This is a genomic window from Crystallibacter degradans, assembly GCF_012952295.1.
GTDB classification, from domain to species: Bacteria; Actinomycetota; Actinomycetes; order Actinomycetales; family Micrococcaceae; genus Crystallibacter; species Crystallibacter degradans.
Genome location: NZ_JABBCH010000005.1, coordinates 258,721 through 277,299, shown reverse-complemented (window position 1 = coordinate 277,299; position 18,579 = coordinate 258,721). Strand labels below are relative to the sequence as shown.

The 18,579-nt window shown below is 63.9% G+C and carries 17 protein-coding genes; 9 read left to right on the top strand and 8 right to left on the bottom strand.

Annotated elements, in window-relative coordinates:
- Positions 1-237: 237 nt before the first annotated feature.
- The 6 genes from HGO92_RS11490 to HGO92_RS11465 form a co-directional block, all read right to left on the bottom strand.
- Positions 238-567 carry a metal-sulfur cluster assembly factor gene (locus HGO92_RS11490; RefSeq protein WP_169994844.1) on the bottom strand — a complete coding sequence of 110 codons (330 nt, stop codon included), beginning with the start codon at positions 565-567 and terminating at the stop codon, positions 238-240.
- Positions 568-569: 2 nt separating this feature from the next.
- Complete coding sequence (gene sufC / locus HGO92_RS11485; protein ID WP_169994842.1) at positions 570-1,334, bottom strand: Fe-S cluster assembly ATPase SufC; 765 nt, start codon at positions 1,332-1,334, stop codon at positions 570-572.
- 61 nt (positions 1,335-1,395) lie between these two features.
- Positions 1,396-1,755, bottom strand: a complete 360-nt coding sequence (locus HGO92_RS11480) for a non-heme iron oxygenase ferredoxin subunit (protein WP_169994840.1) — start codon at positions 1,753-1,755, stop codon at positions 1,396-1,398.
- Positions 1,755-3,038: a Fe-S cluster assembly protein SufD gene (gene sufD / locus HGO92_RS11475; RefSeq protein WP_169994838.1), complete on the bottom strand. Its 1,284-nt coding sequence runs from the start codon at positions 3,036-3,038 to the stop codon at positions 1,755-1,757. Before sufD ends, HGO92_RS11480 begins: the two co-directional genes overlap by 1 nt.
- Positions 3,038-4,522 (bottom strand): Fe-S cluster assembly protein SufB, encoded by a 1,485-nt coding sequence (sufB, locus tag HGO92_RS11470; RefSeq protein WP_169994900.1) that lies wholly within the window; start codon positions 4,520-4,522, stop codon positions 3,038-3,040. The genes sufD and sufB overlap by 1 nt, the downstream gene beginning before the upstream one ends.
- Positions 4,522-5,292, bottom strand: a complete 771-nt coding sequence (locus HGO92_RS11465; protein WP_169994836.1) for a helix-turn-helix transcriptional regulator — start codon at positions 5,290-5,292, stop codon at positions 4,522-4,524. Before HGO92_RS11465 ends, sufB begins: the two co-directional genes overlap by 1 nt.
- Positions 5,293-5,424: 132 nt before the next feature.
- On the opposite strand from HGO92_RS11465, the gene HGO92_RS11460 reads away from it, so the two are divergent.
- The 3 genes from HGO92_RS11460 to HGO92_RS11450 are packed head-to-tail and all read left to right on the top strand — an operon-like array spanning position 5,425 to position 8,086.
- The gene (locus HGO92_RS11460; RefSeq protein WP_346768928.1) at positions 5,425-6,375 is read left to right on the top strand and encodes an ABC transporter ATP-binding protein; all 951 of its coding nucleotides are present in this window, start codon (positions 5,425-5,427) and stop codon (positions 6,373-6,375) included.
- Positions 6,372-7,115 (top strand): ABC transporter permease, encoded by a 744-nt coding sequence (locus HGO92_RS11455; protein ID WP_346768927.1) that lies wholly within the window; start codon positions 6,372-6,374, stop codon positions 7,113-7,115. Before HGO92_RS11460 ends, HGO92_RS11455 begins: the two co-directional genes overlap by 4 nt.
- Positions 7,116-7,120: 5 nt before the next feature.
- A complete protein-coding gene (locus tag HGO92_RS11450; RefSeq protein ID WP_346768926.1) occupies positions 7,121-8,086 on the top strand; it encodes a COX15/CtaA family protein in 966 nt (321 codons plus the stop codon).
- Here HGO92_RS11450 and HGO92_RS11445 read toward each other — a convergent pair.
- Both HGO92_RS11445 and HGO92_RS11440 read right to left on the bottom strand, forming a co-directional pair.
- The gene (locus tag HGO92_RS11445) at positions 8,083-8,991 is read right to left on the bottom strand and encodes a dihydrodipicolinate synthase family protein (protein ID WP_169994834.1); all 909 of its coding nucleotides are present in this window, start codon (positions 8,989-8,991) and stop codon (positions 8,083-8,085) included. The two genes, HGO92_RS11450 and HGO92_RS11445, sit on opposite strands and share 4 nt — an antisense overlap.
- A gap of 39 nt (positions 8,992-9,030) precedes the next feature.
- Positions 9,031-9,996 (bottom strand): heme o synthase, encoded by a 966-nt coding sequence (locus HGO92_RS11440; protein ID WP_169994832.1) that lies wholly within the window; start codon positions 9,994-9,996, stop codon positions 9,031-9,033.
- 419 nt (positions 9,997-10,415) lie between these two features.
- On the opposite strand from HGO92_RS11440, the gene tkt reads away from it, so the two are divergent.
- From tkt to pgl, 6 genes are read left to right on the top strand one after another with little or no spacing between them, the layout of a single operon-like run.
- On the top strand, positions 10,416-12,524 hold the full coding sequence (gene tkt / locus HGO92_RS11435) for a transketolase (protein WP_169994830.1): 2,109 nt from the start codon (positions 10,416-10,418) through the stop codon (positions 12,522-12,524).
- A 9-nt stretch (positions 12,525-12,533) separates the two neighbouring features.
- Positions 12,534-13,649, top strand: a complete 1,116-nt coding sequence (tal, locus tag HGO92_RS11430; RefSeq protein ID WP_169994828.1) for a transaldolase — start codon at positions 12,534-12,536, stop codon at positions 13,647-13,649.
- 4 nt (positions 13,650-13,653) lie between these two features.
- Positions 13,654-15,276 (top strand): phosphoglucose isomerase-related protein, encoded by a 1,623-nt coding sequence (locus HGO92_RS11425; protein ID WP_169994826.1) that lies wholly within the window; start codon positions 13,654-13,656, stop codon positions 15,274-15,276.
- Positions 15,276-16,820 (top strand): glucose-6-phosphate dehydrogenase, encoded by a 1,545-nt coding sequence (gene zwf / locus HGO92_RS11420; RefSeq protein ID WP_169994824.1) that lies wholly within the window; start codon positions 15,276-15,278, stop codon positions 16,818-16,820. The genes HGO92_RS11425 and zwf overlap by 1 nt, the downstream gene beginning before the upstream one ends.
- The gene (locus tag HGO92_RS11415) at positions 16,817-17,758 is read left to right on the top strand and encodes a glucose-6-phosphate dehydrogenase assembly protein OpcA (protein WP_169994822.1); all 942 of its coding nucleotides are present in this window, start codon (positions 16,817-16,819) and stop codon (positions 17,756-17,758) included. The genes zwf and HGO92_RS11415 overlap by 4 nt, the downstream gene beginning before the upstream one ends.
- A complete protein-coding gene (gene pgl / locus HGO92_RS11410; protein WP_169994820.1) occupies positions 17,748-18,542 on the top strand; it encodes a 6-phosphogluconolactonase in 795 nt (264 codons plus the stop codon). The genes HGO92_RS11415 and pgl overlap by 11 nt, the downstream gene beginning before the upstream one ends.
- Positions 18,543-18,579 lie beyond the last annotated feature (37 nt).

The window sequence follows — 18,579 nt, the reverse complement described above, 5'->3', positions numbered from 1 at the left end:
CGCGTCGCCCAGCAACTCAACGCCCGACCACGCAAAACCCTCGGCTGGAACACTCCCGCAGAGCAACTTCGTGATTTACTGATAGCCAGCTGACCACGGGTGTTGCATCGACCCCTAGAATCCGCCAAGCTTCGCCAACGGGGGGATTAAACGACCAAGGCCGGGTACCGTTTCCGGTCCCCGGCCATGTCGGGGCGCACTCCTGCAGGGAAGTCCGCCCATCAGCGATGACGCTGGTTAGATGTTGAAGCCGAGCGCGCGCATCTGGTCGCGGCCGTCGTCGGTAATCTTTTCGGGACCCCACGGCGGCATCCATACCCAGTTCAAGCGCCACTCATCGACAACACCGTCCAGCGCCTGGGCGGTCTGCTCTTCGATGACATCTGTCAGCGGGCAGGCAGCCGTGGTCAGTGTCATATCGATCAGCAGGGCGCCGTCCTCGGCGTACTTCAGTCCGTAGAGCAGGCCCAGATCCACGATATTGACGCCGAGTTCCGGGTCAATGACGTCTTTCAGGGCCTCTTCAACATCCTCGAGAGACGTCTGCGAAATGTTGGCTTCGGTCATGATTAGGCCTTTGCTGCAGTCGGCAGGAAACGGTCGTAGCCTTCTTCTTCCAGGCGGTCGGCCAGCTCGGGGCCGCCTTCCTCGGCGATGCGTCCGTCAACGAACACGTGGACGAAGTCAGGCTTGATGTAGCGCAGGATGCGCGTGTAGTGGGTGATGAGCAGGGTGCCCATCTCTCCGGTTTCGTGCACACGGTTGTGGCCTTCGGAGACAACCTTCAGCGCGTCGACGTCCAGGCCCGAGTCGGTCTCGTCCATGACGGCGAACTTCGGCTTGAAGAGTTCGAGCTGCAGGATCTCCACGCGCTTCTTCTCGCCACCGGAGAAGCCTTCGTTGACGTTACGCTGGGCGAAGTCCGCATCGATGCGCAACTGGCTCATGGCTTCCTTGACGTCCTTGGTCCAGGTACGCAGCTTCGGAGCTTCGCCGTCCAAGGCAGTCTTGGCCGTGCGCAGGAAGTTGGTCATGGTCACGCCGGGCACCTCGACCGGGTACTGCATGGCCAGGAAGAGACCGGCGCGTGCGCGCTCGTCCACGCTCATCTCCAGCACGTTTTCGCCGTCCAAAGTGATGGAACCGGAGTCCACGATGTAGCGCGGGTGGCCGGCGATGGTGGAGGCCAGCGTGGACTTGCCCGAACCGTTGGGGCCCATGATGGCGTGGATCTCGCCGGTCTTGATCGTCAGGGACACTCCCTTGAGGATTTCCTTTTCGCCCTGCTCAGTCTCAATGCTGACGTGCAGGTCCTTGATTTCCAGAGTAGACATCTGTCTGCTTTCTCCTCTGCAGCCGTTCTGCCCGGCTGCTGTGTGAAGTTCGTAAAGTTTTTTAGTGCAAATCCGGAGCGGGAGCTCCGTTAGTGACCGTGGTGACGTCGACGTAGACATCGTCGCCATCCAGCTCCAGCGCGAAGACCGGCACCGGCTCGAAGGCCGGCAGGCTCAGCGGTTCGCCGCTGCGCAGGTCGAACTGTGAGCCGTGGCCCCAGCATTCGATGGCGCCGTCTTCGACATCGCCCTCCGACAGGGAGTAGTCCTCGTGCGAGCACGTGTCCCCCAGCGCATGGAGGCCGCCCTCGGAGTCCCGGACGATGGCGACAGGATAGTCGTCGACCAGGATGCGCAGGGCCGCCTTGACCTGAATGTCGGAGGCCCTGCACACCAGCTTGCCGCGTGGAGCTTCGGACATCAGAAGTTCCCTGCCGCCAGTTCCCGCTCAACAGCCTCGGTGAGGCGCTCTTCGAGTGCCGGAACCTTGATCTGCTGGATGATCTCGTTCAGGAAGCCACGTACCACCAAGCGGCGCGCGGTCTTTTCGTCGATGCCACGGGCCATCAGGTAGAACAGGTGCTCGTCGTCGAAACGGCCGGTGGTGCTGGCATGGCCGGCGCCCTCGATCAGGCCCGTCTCGATCTCGAGGTTCGGTACCGAGTCCGCCCGGGCGCCGTCGCTGAGGATCAGGTTTCGGTTGGCCTCGTAGCTATCGGTTCCTTCGGCTTCCTTGCGGATCAGAACGTCGCCAACCCACACGGTGTGCGCGTTCTCGCCCTGCAGGGCACCCTTGTACAGCACGCGCGATTTGCAGTTCGGCACTGCGTGGTCGACGAACAGGCGCTGCTCCAGGTGCTGGCCGGCGTCGGCGAAGTACAGGCCGAACATCTCGACCTCGGAACCGGTCTGCTTCAGCCGTGCGGACGGCGTCACGCGGACCAGGTCGCCGCCGAGGCTGACCACGACGTGCTTGAACTTCGCGTCACGGCCCACCTTGGCCTGCTGGGAGGAGGCATGGACGGCGTCGTCGTCCCATTCCTGGACGGAAACCACGGTCAGGTCCGCGCCGTCCTGCACGTCGATTTCGACATTCTGGGAGACGGTGGCACTGCCCTTGTGGTCCAGCACGACAACAGCCTTGGAGAACTTCTCCGCGACGATCACGATGTGCTGCGCGGACGGGTCCTTGCTGCTGCCGGTCACCGAGATGCCCACAGCGGGCTCGATGCTGGACTCGGCAGGGATGGTTACCACGGTGGCTTCGCTGAAGGCTTCCCAGGCGGCCGCGGATACGCGGTCCTCCGGGATGCCTGCACTGCCGATGCGGGAGTCGTCGCGGCCTACGGTTTCCACCGTGATGCCGGCCGGGCGCTCGGCGCCTTCGGGACCGGTGACGGCAACAGAAGGCGCAGCGCCGGTCAGCGCCTGGGTGTGTAGTCCGCGCAGCCGCTTGAGCGGGGTGAAGCGCCAGTCTTCTTCGCGTCCGGTCAGGACAGGGAAATCCTCGACCTTGTACGAAGTCAGCCGGCCGGCGCGTGAGCTGTCCGGAACGCCTACGCCGCCGCCGTGGCTGTGGCTCTTGGCGCTGGCGCCTGCCAGCGGGGAGTTGTCCGGGTTCGCCGGCGAGAGGTTTTCGCCCTCTTCGGTGAAGCCGTCAATGGCCGGAGCACCGATCCTTGCTTTTTCAGTGATCTCAGTCATTAACCTACGGATCCTTCCATTTGCAGTTCGATCAAGCGGTTCAGCTCAAGCGCGTATTCCATCGGCAGTTCGCGGGCGATCGGCTCGATAAAGCCGCGCACGATCATCGCCATGGCTTCGTCTTCGGCCAGGCCTCGCGACATCAGGTAGAACAGCTGCTCTTCGCTGACGCGGGAAACGGTAGCCTCATGGCCCATGGTCACGTCGTCCTCGCGGACGTCGATGTACGGGTAGGTGTCCGAGCGTGAGATGGTGTCCACCAGCAGCGCATCGCAGACGACACTGTTCTTCGAGTTCTTGGCACCTTCGCGCACCTGGACCAGGCCGCGGTAAGCCGAACGGCCGCCGCCGCGGGCCACGGACTTGGCCACGATCGCGCTGGAGGTGTTCGGCGCGAGGTGGACCATTTTGGAACCGGTGTCCTGGTGCTGGCCCTCACCGGCGAAGGCGATGGACAGCGTCTCGCCCTTGGCATGTTCGCCGACCATGTACACGGCCGGGTACTTCATGGTGACCTTGGAGCCGATGTTGCCGTCGATCCATTCCATTGTGGCGCCCTCATGTGCAATGGCACGCTTGGTGACCAGGTTGTACACGTTGTTGGACCAGTTCTGGATGGTCGTGTAGCGGACGCGTGCGCCCTTCTTCACGATGATTTCGACGACGGCGGAGTGCAGCGAGTCCGACGTGTAGATCGGGGCGGTGCAGCCTTCGATGTAGTGGACGTAGGAGTCCTCGTCGGCAATGATCAGCGTGCGTTCAAACTGACCCATGTTTTCCGTGTTGATACGGAAGTAAGCCTGCAGCGGGATTTCAACGTGGACGCCTTTGGGGACGTAGACGAAGGATCCGCCGGACCAAACGGCGGTGTTCAGCGACGCGAACTTGTTGTCGCCGACCGGGATGACGGAGCCGAAGTACTCTTCGAAAATCTCCGGGTGTTCCTTCAGGGCGGTGTCCGTGTCCAGGAAGATGACGCCCTGGGCTTCGAGGTCCTCTCGGAGCTGGTGGTAGACAACCTCGGACTCGTACTGGGCGGCGACGCCGGAGACAAGGCGCTCACGCTCGGCCTCGGGAATGCCGAGTTTTTCGTACGTGTTGCGGATGTCCTCGGGAAGGTCTTCCCAGGTCTGGGCCTGCTTTTCGGTGGACCGGACAAAGTACTTGATGTTGTCGAAGTCGATGCCGGAGAGGTCCGCACCCCAGGTCGGCATGGGCTTGCGGTCGAAGTACTTCAGGCCCTTCAGCCGCAGATCGAGCATCCACTGCGGCTCGCTCTTCTTGGCCGAAATGTCGCGGACAACTTCTTCATTCAGTCCGCGGCGTGCGTTGGCGCCGGCGTCGTTCTTATCTGCCCAGCCATATTCATAGTTGCCGATGCCGTGCAGCTCGGGGTTCTTCTCAAGAATTTCGGAAATGGTGGTGTCCGGCACGTCGGTGCTACCGACGGCATCCTGGACTCGCTGATCCACTTGGTCCGTCATCACGGCCTCTCTTGCAGATTGATGGATACTCTTCTGGTGCCTGCTGTCGGTCCGGACTCCCGGACCGCAGACTTTGTTCGGCCCACTGGTATATGGGTCGTACAAACATGTCCCCCGCTGGCCAGCGTGGACAGACGCCTGACGTCTACCCCCAGCAGGCGGGAGAAAACTTCGGTTTCACTGTCGCAAAAGACAGGGAAATCGGCAGCCAGTTGCTGTACGGGGCAGTGCCCCTGGCACAGCTGGACTGCCAGCATGGTGCTGTGTGCGGCCTTGGCGCCCACCACCGTGGTGGAACCGACAAAGCCGTCCTCGTTCAGAGCCTTGGCCAGTGCTTTGGCCCGCGCCTCTACGGACTCCCCGGCGGCTTCGACAACGGGACGGTACCGCCGTTCCATGTCTTCGTAACGCTGGCGCGCAAACTCCGCTACGGCGTCTGGGCCGGCGATGCTGCCCAGCGTACTGAGCGCTCCGCGTGCTATGTCAAGATAGTCATTGCCCAGCTTCGACTGGCCCTGTCGGCTGAGGACGTACTTGCGGGCAGGACGGCCGGCGCCGGTGGCGGAATTGGCCACCATCTTGACCTCGATGAGGCCGCCACGGGACAGGGCATCGAGGTGGCGGCGGACCGCAGCCGGCGTGAAGCCGAGGCGATCGCCGAGCTCAGCGGCACTGACGGGACCGTGTTCCAGGACTGCGCTCAGCACCCGGTCCCGGGTACGCTCCTCGGAGTCCGCGGCCTGGGCGCGCGGAACAGCAGAGTTGTTCATGGAATACACAACACAATCATGACTTAATATGTTCCCGCCCTCCAGTAAGGCTGGCCTTAGCCTCCCGGCCGCTGTTCGGATTGGTTGGCAGTGCCGCCCAGCGGCCACCTCTACATCACGTAGAATGATCTGGTGCCTAACACCGAACCGTGCCTCGATATCCAGGGGCTCGTTAAAGATCTTGGGCCGGTAGCAGCTCTGGACGGCAAGATGGTCAGGGTTATCGACGGCGTGCACCTGCGCGCCTTTCCCGGCCAGGTAACCGCCCTGCTCGGCGCCAACGGGGCCGGCAAGACCACCACCCTTGAATGCGCCCAGGGCCTGACCCGGCCCAACGGCGGAACCGTGCGCCTGCTCGGCCAGGACCCGTACGAAGCCGGCGCAGGGCTCCGCAGCCGCGTGGGGGTCATGCTCCAGGAAGGCGGCTTGCCCCAGGCCATCCGGCCCATCCCGTTGCTCAGGCACGTCGCCGGCATGTACCGCAGCCCCCGCGACGTGGATGCGCTGATCAAGCGCCTGGGGATCGACAACTTCGGGAACACTCCCGTGCGGCGGCTTTCCGGTGGCCAGAAACAGCGCGTTGCCCTCGCCGCGGCACTGGTCGGAGACCCCGAGGTTCTCTTCCTCGACGAGCCCAGCGCCGGACTCGATCCGCAGTCCCGCGCGGTTGTCTTCGACCTCATCCAGGAACTGCGGACAGAGGGCCTGGGCATTATCCTCACTACCCACCTGATGGACGATGCCCAGCGGCTGGCGGACTACGTTTTTATTATCGACGCCGGCAAAACAGTTGCGCACGGCACCGTCGCCGAACTGACGAAGGCCACTGACGAAAGCAGCGGCGTCGAGCGGCTGTTGACCTTCGACTCCCGCCCCGGACTGGATCTCGCCGGCCTGGCGGGCCTGTCCGTCCACGAGACCGTGCCCGGCCGGTACACCGTAGCGGGCAATCTGATCCCGGCCGATCTTGCCGCACTGGCAAAGTTCTGGGAAGAACAGGACATCATGCCTACTGCCATCCACATGGCGCCGCGCTCACTTGAGGACGTGTTTCTGGACATCTCCGGGAAGGGGCTGCGGTGAAAGCTCCTGCCTCCCTTGCCCGCCGGGTCCTTCTGCAGGGCCGTTACGAAACCATGACCATGCTGCGCAACGGCGAACAGTTGCTGATCGCCGTCATCCTGCCGCTCATGGCCCTGGTCGGCCTGACGATCACGCCGTTGCTGGACGAGTTCACCGATAGCCGGATCGACATGGCCGCTCCGGGTGTGCTGGCCCTGTGCGCGGTATCGACCGGGCTGACAGGCCAAGGCATCGCCACCGGTTTCGACCGGCGGTACGGGGTGCTGCGGTTTCTCTCCACCACTCCGCTGGGGCAAAGCGGGCTGATCCTGGGCAAGGTCATCGCGGTCCTGTCGGTGCTCGCCATCCAGGTGGTCGTCATCGGCGTGGCCGCCCTGCTGCTTGGCTGGAGCCCGGAACCGGGCGGGATCCTGCCCGCGGCCGTGCAGCTGATCCTGGGTGCCGGAGCTTTCACGTCGCTGGGACTCCTGATCGCCGGCACCGCACGGCCGGAGGCAACGTTGGCGATCACAAACCTGCTTTGGGTCCTGCTGGCCGCTGCCGGCGGACTCCTGTTTCCCGCGGCAAGCTGGCCCGATGTTTACGAGCCAGCGGCCCAACTGCTGCCCTCGAGTGCCTTGGGAGATGCGCTGCGCAGCGCCCTGATGGACGCCGAGTTCAACCTCACGGCATCGATCGTCCTGCTGGCCTGGACGGTGCTCGCCGGCCTTGCCGCTATCCGCTGGTTTAAATGGAGCTGACCTAAGTGACTATTGAGCAACTGACGCGCCGACTGCCGGGCTCCCCCAACAAGACCGTCCGCGGTCTGGCCGTTGCCTCGCTCGCCTCCGAGATCCTCATCATCGTGACCGGAGGCGCGGTGCGGTTGACCTCCTCCGGTCTGGGCTGTCCCACCTGGCCCAAATGCACGGCGGAATCCCTGGTTGCCACGCCCGAGATGGGAATCAATGGCGCCATCGAATTCGGCAACCGGCTGCTGACTTTCCTGCTGGCGGCCATCGCGTTCGCCATGCTGGTGTCCGTGTGGAAGATGGCGCAGCGTCGCAAAGACCTGTTTTACCTTTCCGTCGCCCTGCTGGCCGGTATCCCTGCCCAGGCCATCATCGGCGGCATCACGGTCTGGACGCAGCTCAATCCCTGGGTGGTCGGGTGCCACTTCATCGTGTCTATTACGATGGTTGCTGCAGCCACAGTCCTGGTCCACCGGGCGTGGCTGGACAATGACCAGGCGGGTACGGTCCAGCAACAGCGTTCGACGGCGACCGTACGCCAACTGCTCTGGGCCAGCGGTGTCCTGACCCTGGTAGCGATCGTGCTGGGCGTCATCGTGACCGGCTCCGGCCCGCATGCAGGCGACGCGGAGGCTCCGCGGAACGACCTGGATCCTGACCTGATGACCCGCATACATGTGGCGCCTGTCTACCTGCTGGTTGCCACCGCCGTCGTACTTCTGGTCATGGTGCACCGGCACGCGCAGCTGGCCGAGCTGCGCCGGCCGATGGTGCTTTTCGCCGTCGTTATTCTGCTGCAGGGTGCCATTGGCTACGTCCAGCACTTCACGGGACTGCCCATTCTACTGGTCGGCTTGCACATGCTTGGCGCCGCGCTGCTTGCGGCCGCCTGTACCCATGCCGTCTACGTGGGCGTCACCCGGCAGCCGCTCTCCGAAGGCGCGCATTCAGGCGGGCAGAAGCAGGTTCACCGCAGCTAGACGGAGGCGGGGTCCGGGAGGGCGTCCAGCAACCGGGCCAGCTCACGCTGGCTGCTGCCGGGCAGCGGAAGCAAGGGCCGCCGCGGATCGCCGGCGTCTACCCCCGCGGCGCGGGCCAGAGCGTACAGATTGCTCAGTTTCCGCAGACTGTTGAAGTAGTTCAGCAGCGGCGCCAGGACTTGCCGCGCCTCGGCCAGTTTGTCCGAATCCGCGTTGACTGCCGCGTCGCGCAGCAGCCGGTAATGGTACGGCAGCACCGAGGCAGGCCCGCTGTGCCAGGCATCGGCAGCTGCACCGGCTTCGCCGATGAGGACATCGCCGCTCATCCCGTGGCTGAAGCCCTCCGGGACCATCTTCCGCAATTGTTCATCCCGGTGCAGGAACGTCTCGGCATCGGCGGCGGATTCCTTCACTGCGACGATATTGCGCACCCGGGCCAGCTCGCCGATGAGTTCCAGACTGAACGAGAATTGCGTTGTCCCGGGGTTGCTGTAGAGACAGATGGGCAAGGTGGTGGATGCTGCCGCGGCTAGGGATTGGGTGTGCACCTCATCCTCATTGAGCGGCACGTAGGACACCGTAGAAACCAGGAGCCCGTCCACGCCGGCGGCTTGCGCATCCTCAATATTCAGCAGCAGCTCACGCGTTCCCACGGCACTGACCCCGCCAATCACGGCAAGGTCGGGATTGGCTGCCTTAACGGCTTTGACGCCGGTCTCCAGGACCTGCCGCCGCTCTTCACGGTCCAGGTAGGCGAAGCTGCCGGAGCTGCCCAGGATGGCTATGGAATCCACCCCGGAACCGGCCAGGTCCGCCAGGTGGCGTTCGAGTTCGTCGAAGTTGATCGCTCCGTCCGGCAAGAACGGAGTGACGGGATACGCAACGAGGCCGCGGAAGACTGTCATTGGGCCATCCTAGAACACCGTCGGCCCAATCCAGCGAGGTTAGAAGGCGGCGAAGACCGGGCCGCCCACAAAGGGATCCACGGCGAGGGCCAGGAACAGTACCGTCAGGTAGCTGATGGAGCCGTGGAAGACCCGCATGGCGGACTTGTTGGTTGTCTCCACCGTCTCGGTTCCGCGCTTAGCCAGGCTGTAAAGCCGGTGGGATTCGTAGACAAACCAGCCGCCGCCGAGCAGCGCCGCGATGGTGTACACCCAACCGGCACCGCCCACCGGAGCCAGCAGCAGCGAACAGGCCAGCGTGGCCCAGGCGTAGAGAACCACCTGGACTGATACCTGGCGTGCGCTGGCAATGGCGCCGAGCATCGGGACGTTGGCCGCGTTGTAGTCATCGCTGTACTTCATCGACAGCGGCCAGTAGTGCGGCGGGGTCCAGAGGAAGATCACCATAAACAGGATCACGGCGGGCCAGGCAAGGGTATTGGTCACGGCGGCCCAGGCAATCAGTACCGGGAAGCAGCCTGCCGCGCCGCCCCAGACTATGTTCTGCGCGGTGCGGCGCTTGAGGATCAGCGTGTAGATAACTACGTAAAAGAAGATGGCGCCGACACCGAGCATGCCTGCCAGCGGATTGGCCCCGAACCACAGCAGCACCACTGCCACGATGCCAAGAATCCAGGAGAATACCAGCGCCTCGCGCGGAGTCAGTTCGCCGGTCACCAGTGGCCGGTTCTCGGTCCGGTGCATGAGCTTGTCCATGTCCCGGTCGATATAGCAGTTGAACGAACCGGCCGATCCGGCTGCCAGGGCTCCGCCGATCATTGTGGCCGCCATCAGCCAGACATCCGGGAAGCCGCCCTGCGCGAAGATCATCGTCGGCAGCGTCGTCACCAGCAGCAGCTCCATGACGCGAGGCTTGGTGAGCGAAATATAGGCCTTGGCCTTGCGTCCGAAACCGGTCTTTACGGGTGCGTCAGCTACCTGTTCCGGAGCGCTCTGGATCTTCAAGGAAAAAACCACTCAGTTCTGCTGGAGATGATCTGGGTATCAGCGTAGCCAGCGCGGCCACGGCACCGGGCGCCGCCCATCAGGGCAGGCAAGGGCCAAAGTGCATCTTCATTATACGCTCTATCGCTTGTAGAAATCTCCCGGCATCCAGAACGGCCGCTGAACCGGATGCTCGCGGGCCATGCTGTGTGTCCGACTGTTACTCATCCCACCCTTGCACATCCTCTGTACGCGGCCCGCTGAGACGCTAAGGTGGGACTTGATGGCCATGCGGGCTGTGGCGGGCGCCATACCGGGTAAACCCCGGTGAAGCGCACGTTGTCCGGTGCGATGGTCACGTAGCAGTCTCATGACTGGAACTGCATGGGACCTTCATCCGGGTTCCTGCTGGCCGAACGATTAGAGAGGGGCCCGCAACGGTGCCACATACGGAAGAACTGTCCTGGACAGACCTGGACCAGCGTGCGGTAGATACCGTACGCGTACTTGCGGCAGACGCCGTGGAAAAGGTCGGCAACGGCCACCCCGGTACCGCAATGAGTCTGGCCCCGGCCGCATATCTGATCTTCCAGAAGATGATGCGCCATGATCCTGCCGATCCGGCCTGGGTTGGCCGCGACCGCTTCATCCTCTCCCCCGGGCACACCTCGCTGACGCTCTACATCCAGCTTTTCCTCTCCGGCTACGGCCTGGAAATCGAGGACCTGCGCCGGCTCCGGACGTGGGACTCGCTGACTCCGGGGCACCCCGAGTACGGCCATACTGCCGGCGTGGAAATCACCACCGGCCCGCTGGGCCAGGGCCTCGCGTCCGCGGTGGGCTTCGCCTACGCGCAGCGCCGCACCCGCGGTCTTTACGACGCCGATGCTGCCGCCGGCGAGAGCCCGTTCGACCACACCATCTGGGTCATCGCCTCCGATGGCGACCTGCAGGAAGGTGTGACGTCGGAAGCATCGTCGCTGGCAGGGCACCAGGAACTGGGCAACCTCGTGGTGATCTACGACGAGAACCACATTTCCATCGAGGACGACACCGACATTTCGTTCACGGAAGACGTACTCAAGCGCTACGAGGCCTATGGCTGGCACACCCAGCGTGTGGACTGGACCAAGACGGGCGATTACAAAGAGGACATCGAGGAGCTGTACAACGCCCTCAAGACCGCGAAGGCCGAAACCACCAAGCCTTCCATCATTTCGCTGCGGACCATCATCGGCTGGCCGGCGCCGAAGAAGCAGAACACCGGCAAGATCCACGGCTCGGCCCTCGGCGCGGAGGAAGTTGCCGCGGTGAAGGAAATCCTCGGCTTCGACCCGGAGCAGCGCTTCGAGATTGCCTCCGAGGTGCTGGACCACGCGCGGCAGGTTGCTGCCCGCGGCAAGGAAGCCCGCGCCGAATGGGAGAAGAGCTACCAGGACTGGCGCCAGGCCAACGCGGACGCCGCCGCGCTGCTGGACCGTGTCCAGCAGTACGAACTCCCGCAGGGCTGGGAAGAAGCACTCCCGGAGTTCGAAGCGGGCAAGGACGTTTCCACCCGGGCCGCCTCGGGGAAGGTCCTGAACGCCATCGGCCCGGTGCTGCCAGAACTGTGGGGAGGCTCTGCCGATCTGGCCGAGTCCAACAACACCACCATCGAGGGCTCCCCGTCGTTCGTGCCGACCGGCAAGCAGACCGATATGTGGTCGGGCAACCCATACGGCCGCGTCCTGCACTTCGGTATCCGCGAACACGCGGCAGCTGCCATCGTCAACGGGATCGTGCTTAGTTCCAAGACGCGTGCCTTCTCCGGAACCTTCCTGATCTTCAGCGACTACCAGCGTCCGGCCATCCGGCTTGGCGCGCTGATGGGCGTGCCGTCGATTTATGTCTGGACCCACGACTCCATCGGCCTGGGCGAGGATGGGCCCACGCACCAGCCGGTTGAGCAGTTGGCGAGCCTTCGCGCGATCCCGGGTCTCGACGTCGTCCGCCCTGCTGACGCCAACGAGGTAGCGCAGGCCTGGAAGACGATTCTGGAAAACCATGAGCACCCGGCAGGCATCGTGCTGACCCGTCAGAATCTGCCGGTCTTCGACCGCGGCGAGGGCGGATTCGCCACAGCCGATAATGTTGCCAAGGGCGCCTACGTCTTGGCCGAAGCCCAGGCCGAAGGATCCGACGTGCAGCCGCAGGTCATCCTGCTGGCCACCGGTTCCGAGGTCCAGCTGGCGGTTGAGGCGCGGGAGGCGCTGCAGGCCGACGGCGTTGCCACCCGGGTCGTCTCCGTTCCCTGTGTGGAATGGTTCGACAAGCAGGATCAGGCGTATCGCGAGTCCGTGCTGCCGGCCGAGGTCAAGGCACGCGTTTCCGTTGAGGCGGGTATCGCCCAGAGCTGGCACCGCCTGGTGGGTGACGCCGGCCGTTCGGTCAGCCTTGAACACTACGGCGCTTCCGCCGACTACAAGACGCTGTTCCGCGAGTTCGGTATCACGGCCGAGGCTGTTGTGGCCGCTGCCCGTGAGTCGCTCGCCCAAGCCACTGCCTCTTAAGGAGTTCCCATGTCAAACAAGAACACCCAGGCCCTCTCAGACGCCGGAGTTTCGATCTGGCTTGATGACCTGTCCCGCGAACTGATCACCTCGGGCTCGCTCAAGTCTCTGATCGCCGAGAAGAACGTCGTCGGCGTGACGACCAATCCGTCCATCTTCGCCGCCGCCCTTAAGGACGGTGAGTCCTATGCTTCGCAGGTAGAGGAACTCGCAATCGAGGGTACGGACGTCGACGCGGCGGTTTTCGCCATCACAACGGACGACGTCTCGGAGGCCTGTGACGTTTTCTCCGGGCTCTCGCGGGCCACCGGAGGTGTTGACGGTCGTGTGTCCATCGAAGTGGATCCGCGTCTGTCCCGCGATACTGCAGGAACTATTGCGGAGGCCAAGAAGCTCCACGCCAAGGTGAACCGCAGCAATGTGCACATCAAGATTCCCGCTACGGTGGAAGGTCTTGAAGCCATCACCGCCACGCTCGCGGAAGGCATCAGCGTCAACGTCACGCTGATCTTCTCTCTGGAGCGCTACCGCGAAGTCATCAACGCGTTCATGCTCGGGCTGGAGCAGGCAAAGGAAAACGGGCACAAGCTCTCGCATATCCACTCGGTTGCTTCCTTCTTCGTGTCCCGCGTGGACACCGAGATCGACAAGCGTCTGAATGCGGTCGGCACGGACGAGGCGAAGGCGCTCAAGGGCAAGGCCGGCATCGCCAATGCCCGGCTGGCCTACCAGATCTACGAAGAGCAGTTCAGCAGCGAACGCTGGCAGGTCCTGGCAGACGCGGGGGCCAAGCCGCAGCGTCCCCTCTGGGCGTCCACTGGTGTCAAGGACCCTTCGTACCCGGACACTATGTACGTGACGGATCTCGTGGCGCCTGGCGTGGTCAACACCATGCCGGAGAAGACCTTGGAAGCAATGGTGGACCACGGCGAAGTCACCGGCGACACGGTGACTGGATCCTACACCGATGCCAATAAGGTCCTCGATGCTGTGGATGCCCAGGGCATCTCCTATAAGGAAGTTGTTGAGCAGCTGGAGGAAGAGGGCCTAGACAAGTTCGTAGTCAGCTGGAACGAGCTGCTGGGAACCGTCCGCACCGCCCTGGACGACGCGGGACAGGACTAGGCGGATGGGGTCGTTGTCATTTCAGGCGTCGGGGGCAGCGCTGGCAGCCGTCGATCAGCACGTGGCCAGGCTGGCCGAGGATAAAGTCGCCTCGCGGATAGCTGCCAAGGACCACACGCTTTGGGGTTCCGACGCGGAATCGGAGGCATCCATCCGCCTGGGCTGGGTCGAGGCCGTGGAAGTTTCCCGGCCGCTGGTCCCCCGGATTCTAAAGCTGCGTGACGAGCTGCGCACAGAGGGGGTGACACGTATTGTGCTGGCAGGCATGGGCGGTTCCTCGCTCGCGCCCGAGGTCATCAGCAATACGGCCGGCGTCGAGTTGACCGTCCTGGACAGCACCGACCCCCAGCAGGTCGCCGCCGCGTTGGCCGAACGTTTGAGCGAAACCGCGATCGTGGTGTCCTCCAAGTCCGGTTCCACGGTGGAAACGGACTCGCAGCGGCGTGTTTTTGAACACGCGTTCAAGCAGGCCGGCATCAATGCGGCCGAGCGGATCATCGTGGTGACGGATCCCGGCTCCCCCATGGACTCCGCGTCCAGGGAAGCCGGGTATCGTGCCGTCTTCAATGCGGACCCGAACGTCGGCGGACGCTACTCTGCGCTCACCGCCTTCGGCCTGGTTCCGTCCGGTCTTGCCGGTGTGGATATCGACGCACTCCTCGCCGACGCGGAAGAGGCAGCCGAAATTCTGTCCGAGGACGCGACGGAAAACATGGCGTTGGCCTTGGGTGCTGCCCTCGGCGGCACCGATCCGCTCCGCAACAAGATCGTCATTACGGATGAAGGTTCGGGCATCGTTGGCTTCGCCGACTGGGCCGAGCAGCTGATAGCCGAATCGACCGGCAAGCAAGGGACCGGAATCCTGCCGGTGGTTGTCGAACCCGAAGCTCCGGAGCTCTCGATGGATGCGGCAGATGTTCTGGTCATCCGGCTGGTGGACACCGAGGCGGAAATCGAGTTGGGCGCCAACGAAGTAGCCGTTGCAGGCAGCCTCGGCAGCCAGCTCCTGCTATGGGAATACGCCACCGTGGTCGCCGGGCTGTTGCTCGGCATCAACCCCTTCGATCAACCGGACGTTGAAGCGGCCAAGACGGCTGCCCGAGGGATGCTGGACGAGCGTCCGGAAATGCCGCAACCGGCAGCTGTGGACAGGGCCGTGGAAATCCGCGCCAACGGCAGCTGGCTCAAGGGAGCCGGCACGGTGGCCGAAGCCCTCGAGGCGCTGCTGGGAACCCTCGACACGGACAGCTACCTGAGCGTGCAGGCGTATCTGGACCGGTTTGGCCAGGCGGAACTGGCACAGCTGAGACCGCGTCTCGCATCGCTGACCCAACGCCCTGTCACCTTTGGCTGGGGTCCTCGTTTCCTGCATTCCACCGGGCAATTCCACAAGGGTGGCCCGGCCGTGGGCGTGTACCTGCAGATCACCGGGGCAAGCGAAGAAGACGTCCGGATTCCGGATCGTCCGTTTACCTTCGGGGAACTGATTTCCGCACAGGCGGCAGGCGATGCACAGGTCCTTACCGACCATGGCCGGCCGGTCCTCAGGCTCCATTTCACGGACCGCGCGGCAGGAACGAAACAGCTGCAGGAGGCCGTGGCCTCCCTCTTCGACGGAAAGTCCTAATGCCAGGAACTGAAAGTGCGCGGCGTGTCAATCCTCTTCGGGACCCGCGGGACAGACGCCTGAACCGGATCGCGGGTCCCTCCTCGCTGGTGCTCTTTGGCGTGACCGGGGACCTGTCGCGGAAGAAGCTCATGCCCGCGGTATATGACCTTGCGAACCGGGGGCTGCTGCCGCCCAGCTTTGCGCTGGTCGGTTTTGCCCGGCGTGCATGGACGGACGAGGACTTCGTCGCGGAGGTCAAGGCCTCCGTGCAGCAGTACGCCCGCACTCCCTTCAACGAGGACGTGTGGACCCAGCTGTCCGGGGGTATCCGCTTCGTGCAGGGCGAATTCGGCGATTCCGAAGCGTTCGCCCAGTTGAAGCAGACCGTGGAGGAACTCGATGAGCAGCGCGGGACCCAGGGTAACCATGCCTTTTACCTGTCCATCCCGCCGAAGGACTTCGAGCAAGTGTGCCAGCAGTTGTCCGCCAACGGGCTGGCGCAGGCGGAGCCGGGGACCTGGCGCCGCGTCGTGATCGAAAAGCCGTTCGGCCACGACCTCGAGTCCGCGCGTGAACTGAACAACATTGTCGAGTCGGTCTTCCCACCGGACTCGGTCTTCCGCATTGACCATTATCTGGGCAAGGAAACGGTCCAGAATATCCTGGCATTGCGCTTTGCCAACCAGATGTTCGAGCCGCTGTGGAATGCCAACTTCGTGGACCATGTCCAGATCACCATGGCCGAGGACATCGGAATTGGCGGCCGTGCAGGTTATTACGACGGCGTGGGCGCGGCCCGCGACGTTATCCAGAACCACCTGCTTCAGTTGCTGGCCCTGACCGCCATGGAAGAGCCGATCTCCTTCAACGCCGAGGACCTGCGTACCGAGAAGGAAAAGGTCCTGGCCGCGGTCAGGCTGCCAGAGGACCTCTCCACGCACTCGGCTCGGGGACAATACGCCGGCGGCTGGCAGGGCGGCGAAAAGGTCAAGGGCTACCTGGAAGAGGAAGGCTTCAACCCGGATTCCACCACCGAAACGTATGCGGCCCTGCGATTGGATATCCATACCCGTCGGTGGGCTGGCGTGCCGTTCTACCTCCGGGCGGGCAAGCGCCTCGGACGGCGGGTGACGGAAATCGCCGTCGTGCTCAAACGCGCGCCCAACTTACTCTTTCGGGACCACAACGACGAGGATTTCGGCCAGAATGCGGTGGTTATCCGGGTCCAGCCGGACGAAGGTGCAACCATCCGGTTCGGTTCCAAAGTACCCGGCACACAGATGGAAGTCCGCGACGTCACGATGGACTTCGGCTACGGACATGCCTTTACAGAATCCAGCCCCGAGGCCTACGAACGCCTGATTCTGGACGTGCTGCTGGGAGAACCACCGCTGTTCCCCCGGCACCAGGAAGTGGAACTCTCCTGGAAGATCCTCGATCCATTCGAGGAATACTGGGCACGCAGCGGAACCAAGCCCGAGACTTACTCGCCCGGAAGCTGGGGCCCGGCCTCGGCCGATGAGCTCCTTGCCCGCGACGGACGCTCCTGGAGAAGGCCGTGATTGTAGACCTGCTCGATACGACCTCCTCGAAGGTCTCCAAGGAAATCGTAGCCATGCGCGAACGCGGTGGCGTTGTCGCGCTCGGCCGCGTTCTGACCTTGGTGGTGCTGACTACTGCCGGCTACGAGGAAACCGCCATTCAGGCCGCCAACGTGGCCAGCCGGGAACACCCCTGCCGGATCATCGTCCTGGTCGATGCCGGAGCGGCCGAAGCGACTAGGCTTGACGCACAAATCCGGGTAGGCGGCGATGCTGGTGCATCCGAGGTCGTCGTTCTGTACGGGCACGGCCAGCTGGCTACAGAGAGCGAATCCCTGGTGTCGGCCTTGCTGCTGCCTGATGCCCCCATCGTCGCCTGGTGGCCGCACGGTATGCCCAAGACTGCGTCCGCCACGTCGATCGGCAGGATTGCGCACCGCAGGATCACGGACTCGGCGAACGAACCGGATCCCAAGACCGCGCTTGACTCGCTGCGGCGCACCTATGCAGCTGGCGATACCGACCTGGCCTGGACGCGCCTGACGAACTGGCGTATCCAGCTGGCAGCGGTACTCGACCAGGTGGATCACTCCCCCGTGACATCCGTTGCCGTGGAAGGCGCCTCCGACTCCCCCAGCACGGTGCTGCTGGCAGCCTGGCTGACTCTGGCCTTGGATGCTCCGGTGACTATCATCGAAGACCCCGCCGGCACCGGTATCCGGGGCGTGCGGCTGTGCCGGCCCAAGGGCGACATCCGCATCCTCCGGCCGGGCCTTAGCGTTGCGGAACTGATCCAGCCGGGCCAGCCTGTCCAGCGCATTACCCTCCCCCGCCGATCCGTGGAAGAGTGTCTGGCAGAGGAACTGCGCAGACTCGACCCGGACGAAGTCTTCGGGGAGGTCATTACCGAAGGTCTGCCCCGCACGAATCTAAGGAGTGTACGCCGCAGTGAACGCTGAACCAGTTCTCCACGTCCATCCTGATCAGGAAATCCTTGCCGCTGCCGCAGCGCGCAGGCTGGTCGGCCGGCTGGCGATTGCCCAGCGCGAACGCGGTGAAGCCACCGTTGTCCTCACGGGCGGTAGCCTGGGCATTAATACCCTCAAGGCGGTCGCGGCCGAACCATCCCGTACGGACGTGGACTGGAGCCGGGTGAACTTCTGGTGGGGCGATGAACGCTTTGTGGCCAAGAACAGCCCGGACCGCAACGAACTGCAGGCACGGCAGGCACTGCTGGATCTGATCGAGATAGACGAGTCGCGGGTCCACCCCTTCGGCTCCGCCGACGAGCATGCCACACCCTTCGAAGCAGCCGATGCCTACGCTGAGGAGCTCCGCGAAGCCGCCCGGTCGGAAGGCGGCGATAGCGCACAGGCAGCAGTCCCCACGTTCGACGTCCTGTTGCTGGGCGTCGGCCCCGACGCCCACATTGCATCACTGTTTCCCGAAATGGCGGGCATCCGCGAGGAAGAGCGCATGGTTGTCGGCGTAGAGAACTCTCCCAAACCGCCGCCGGAGCGGGTATCCCTGACGCTGCCCGCCATTAACTCCGCTTCGGAGATCTGGCTAGTGGTGGCCGGCGACGATAAGGCCGGAGCCGTTGGACTGGCACTTGCCGGAGCCGGCCCAGTGCAGGTTCCCGCGGCCGGGCCAAAGGGCCGCCAAGAGACTTTGTGGATGCTGGACCAGGCCGCCGCGAGCCAGCTCCCGGACTCGCTGCTGGCCGACGGGGAGACGTTCTAGCCGCGGTTGCGGTGATTGTGGCGATTACCGGACCGGG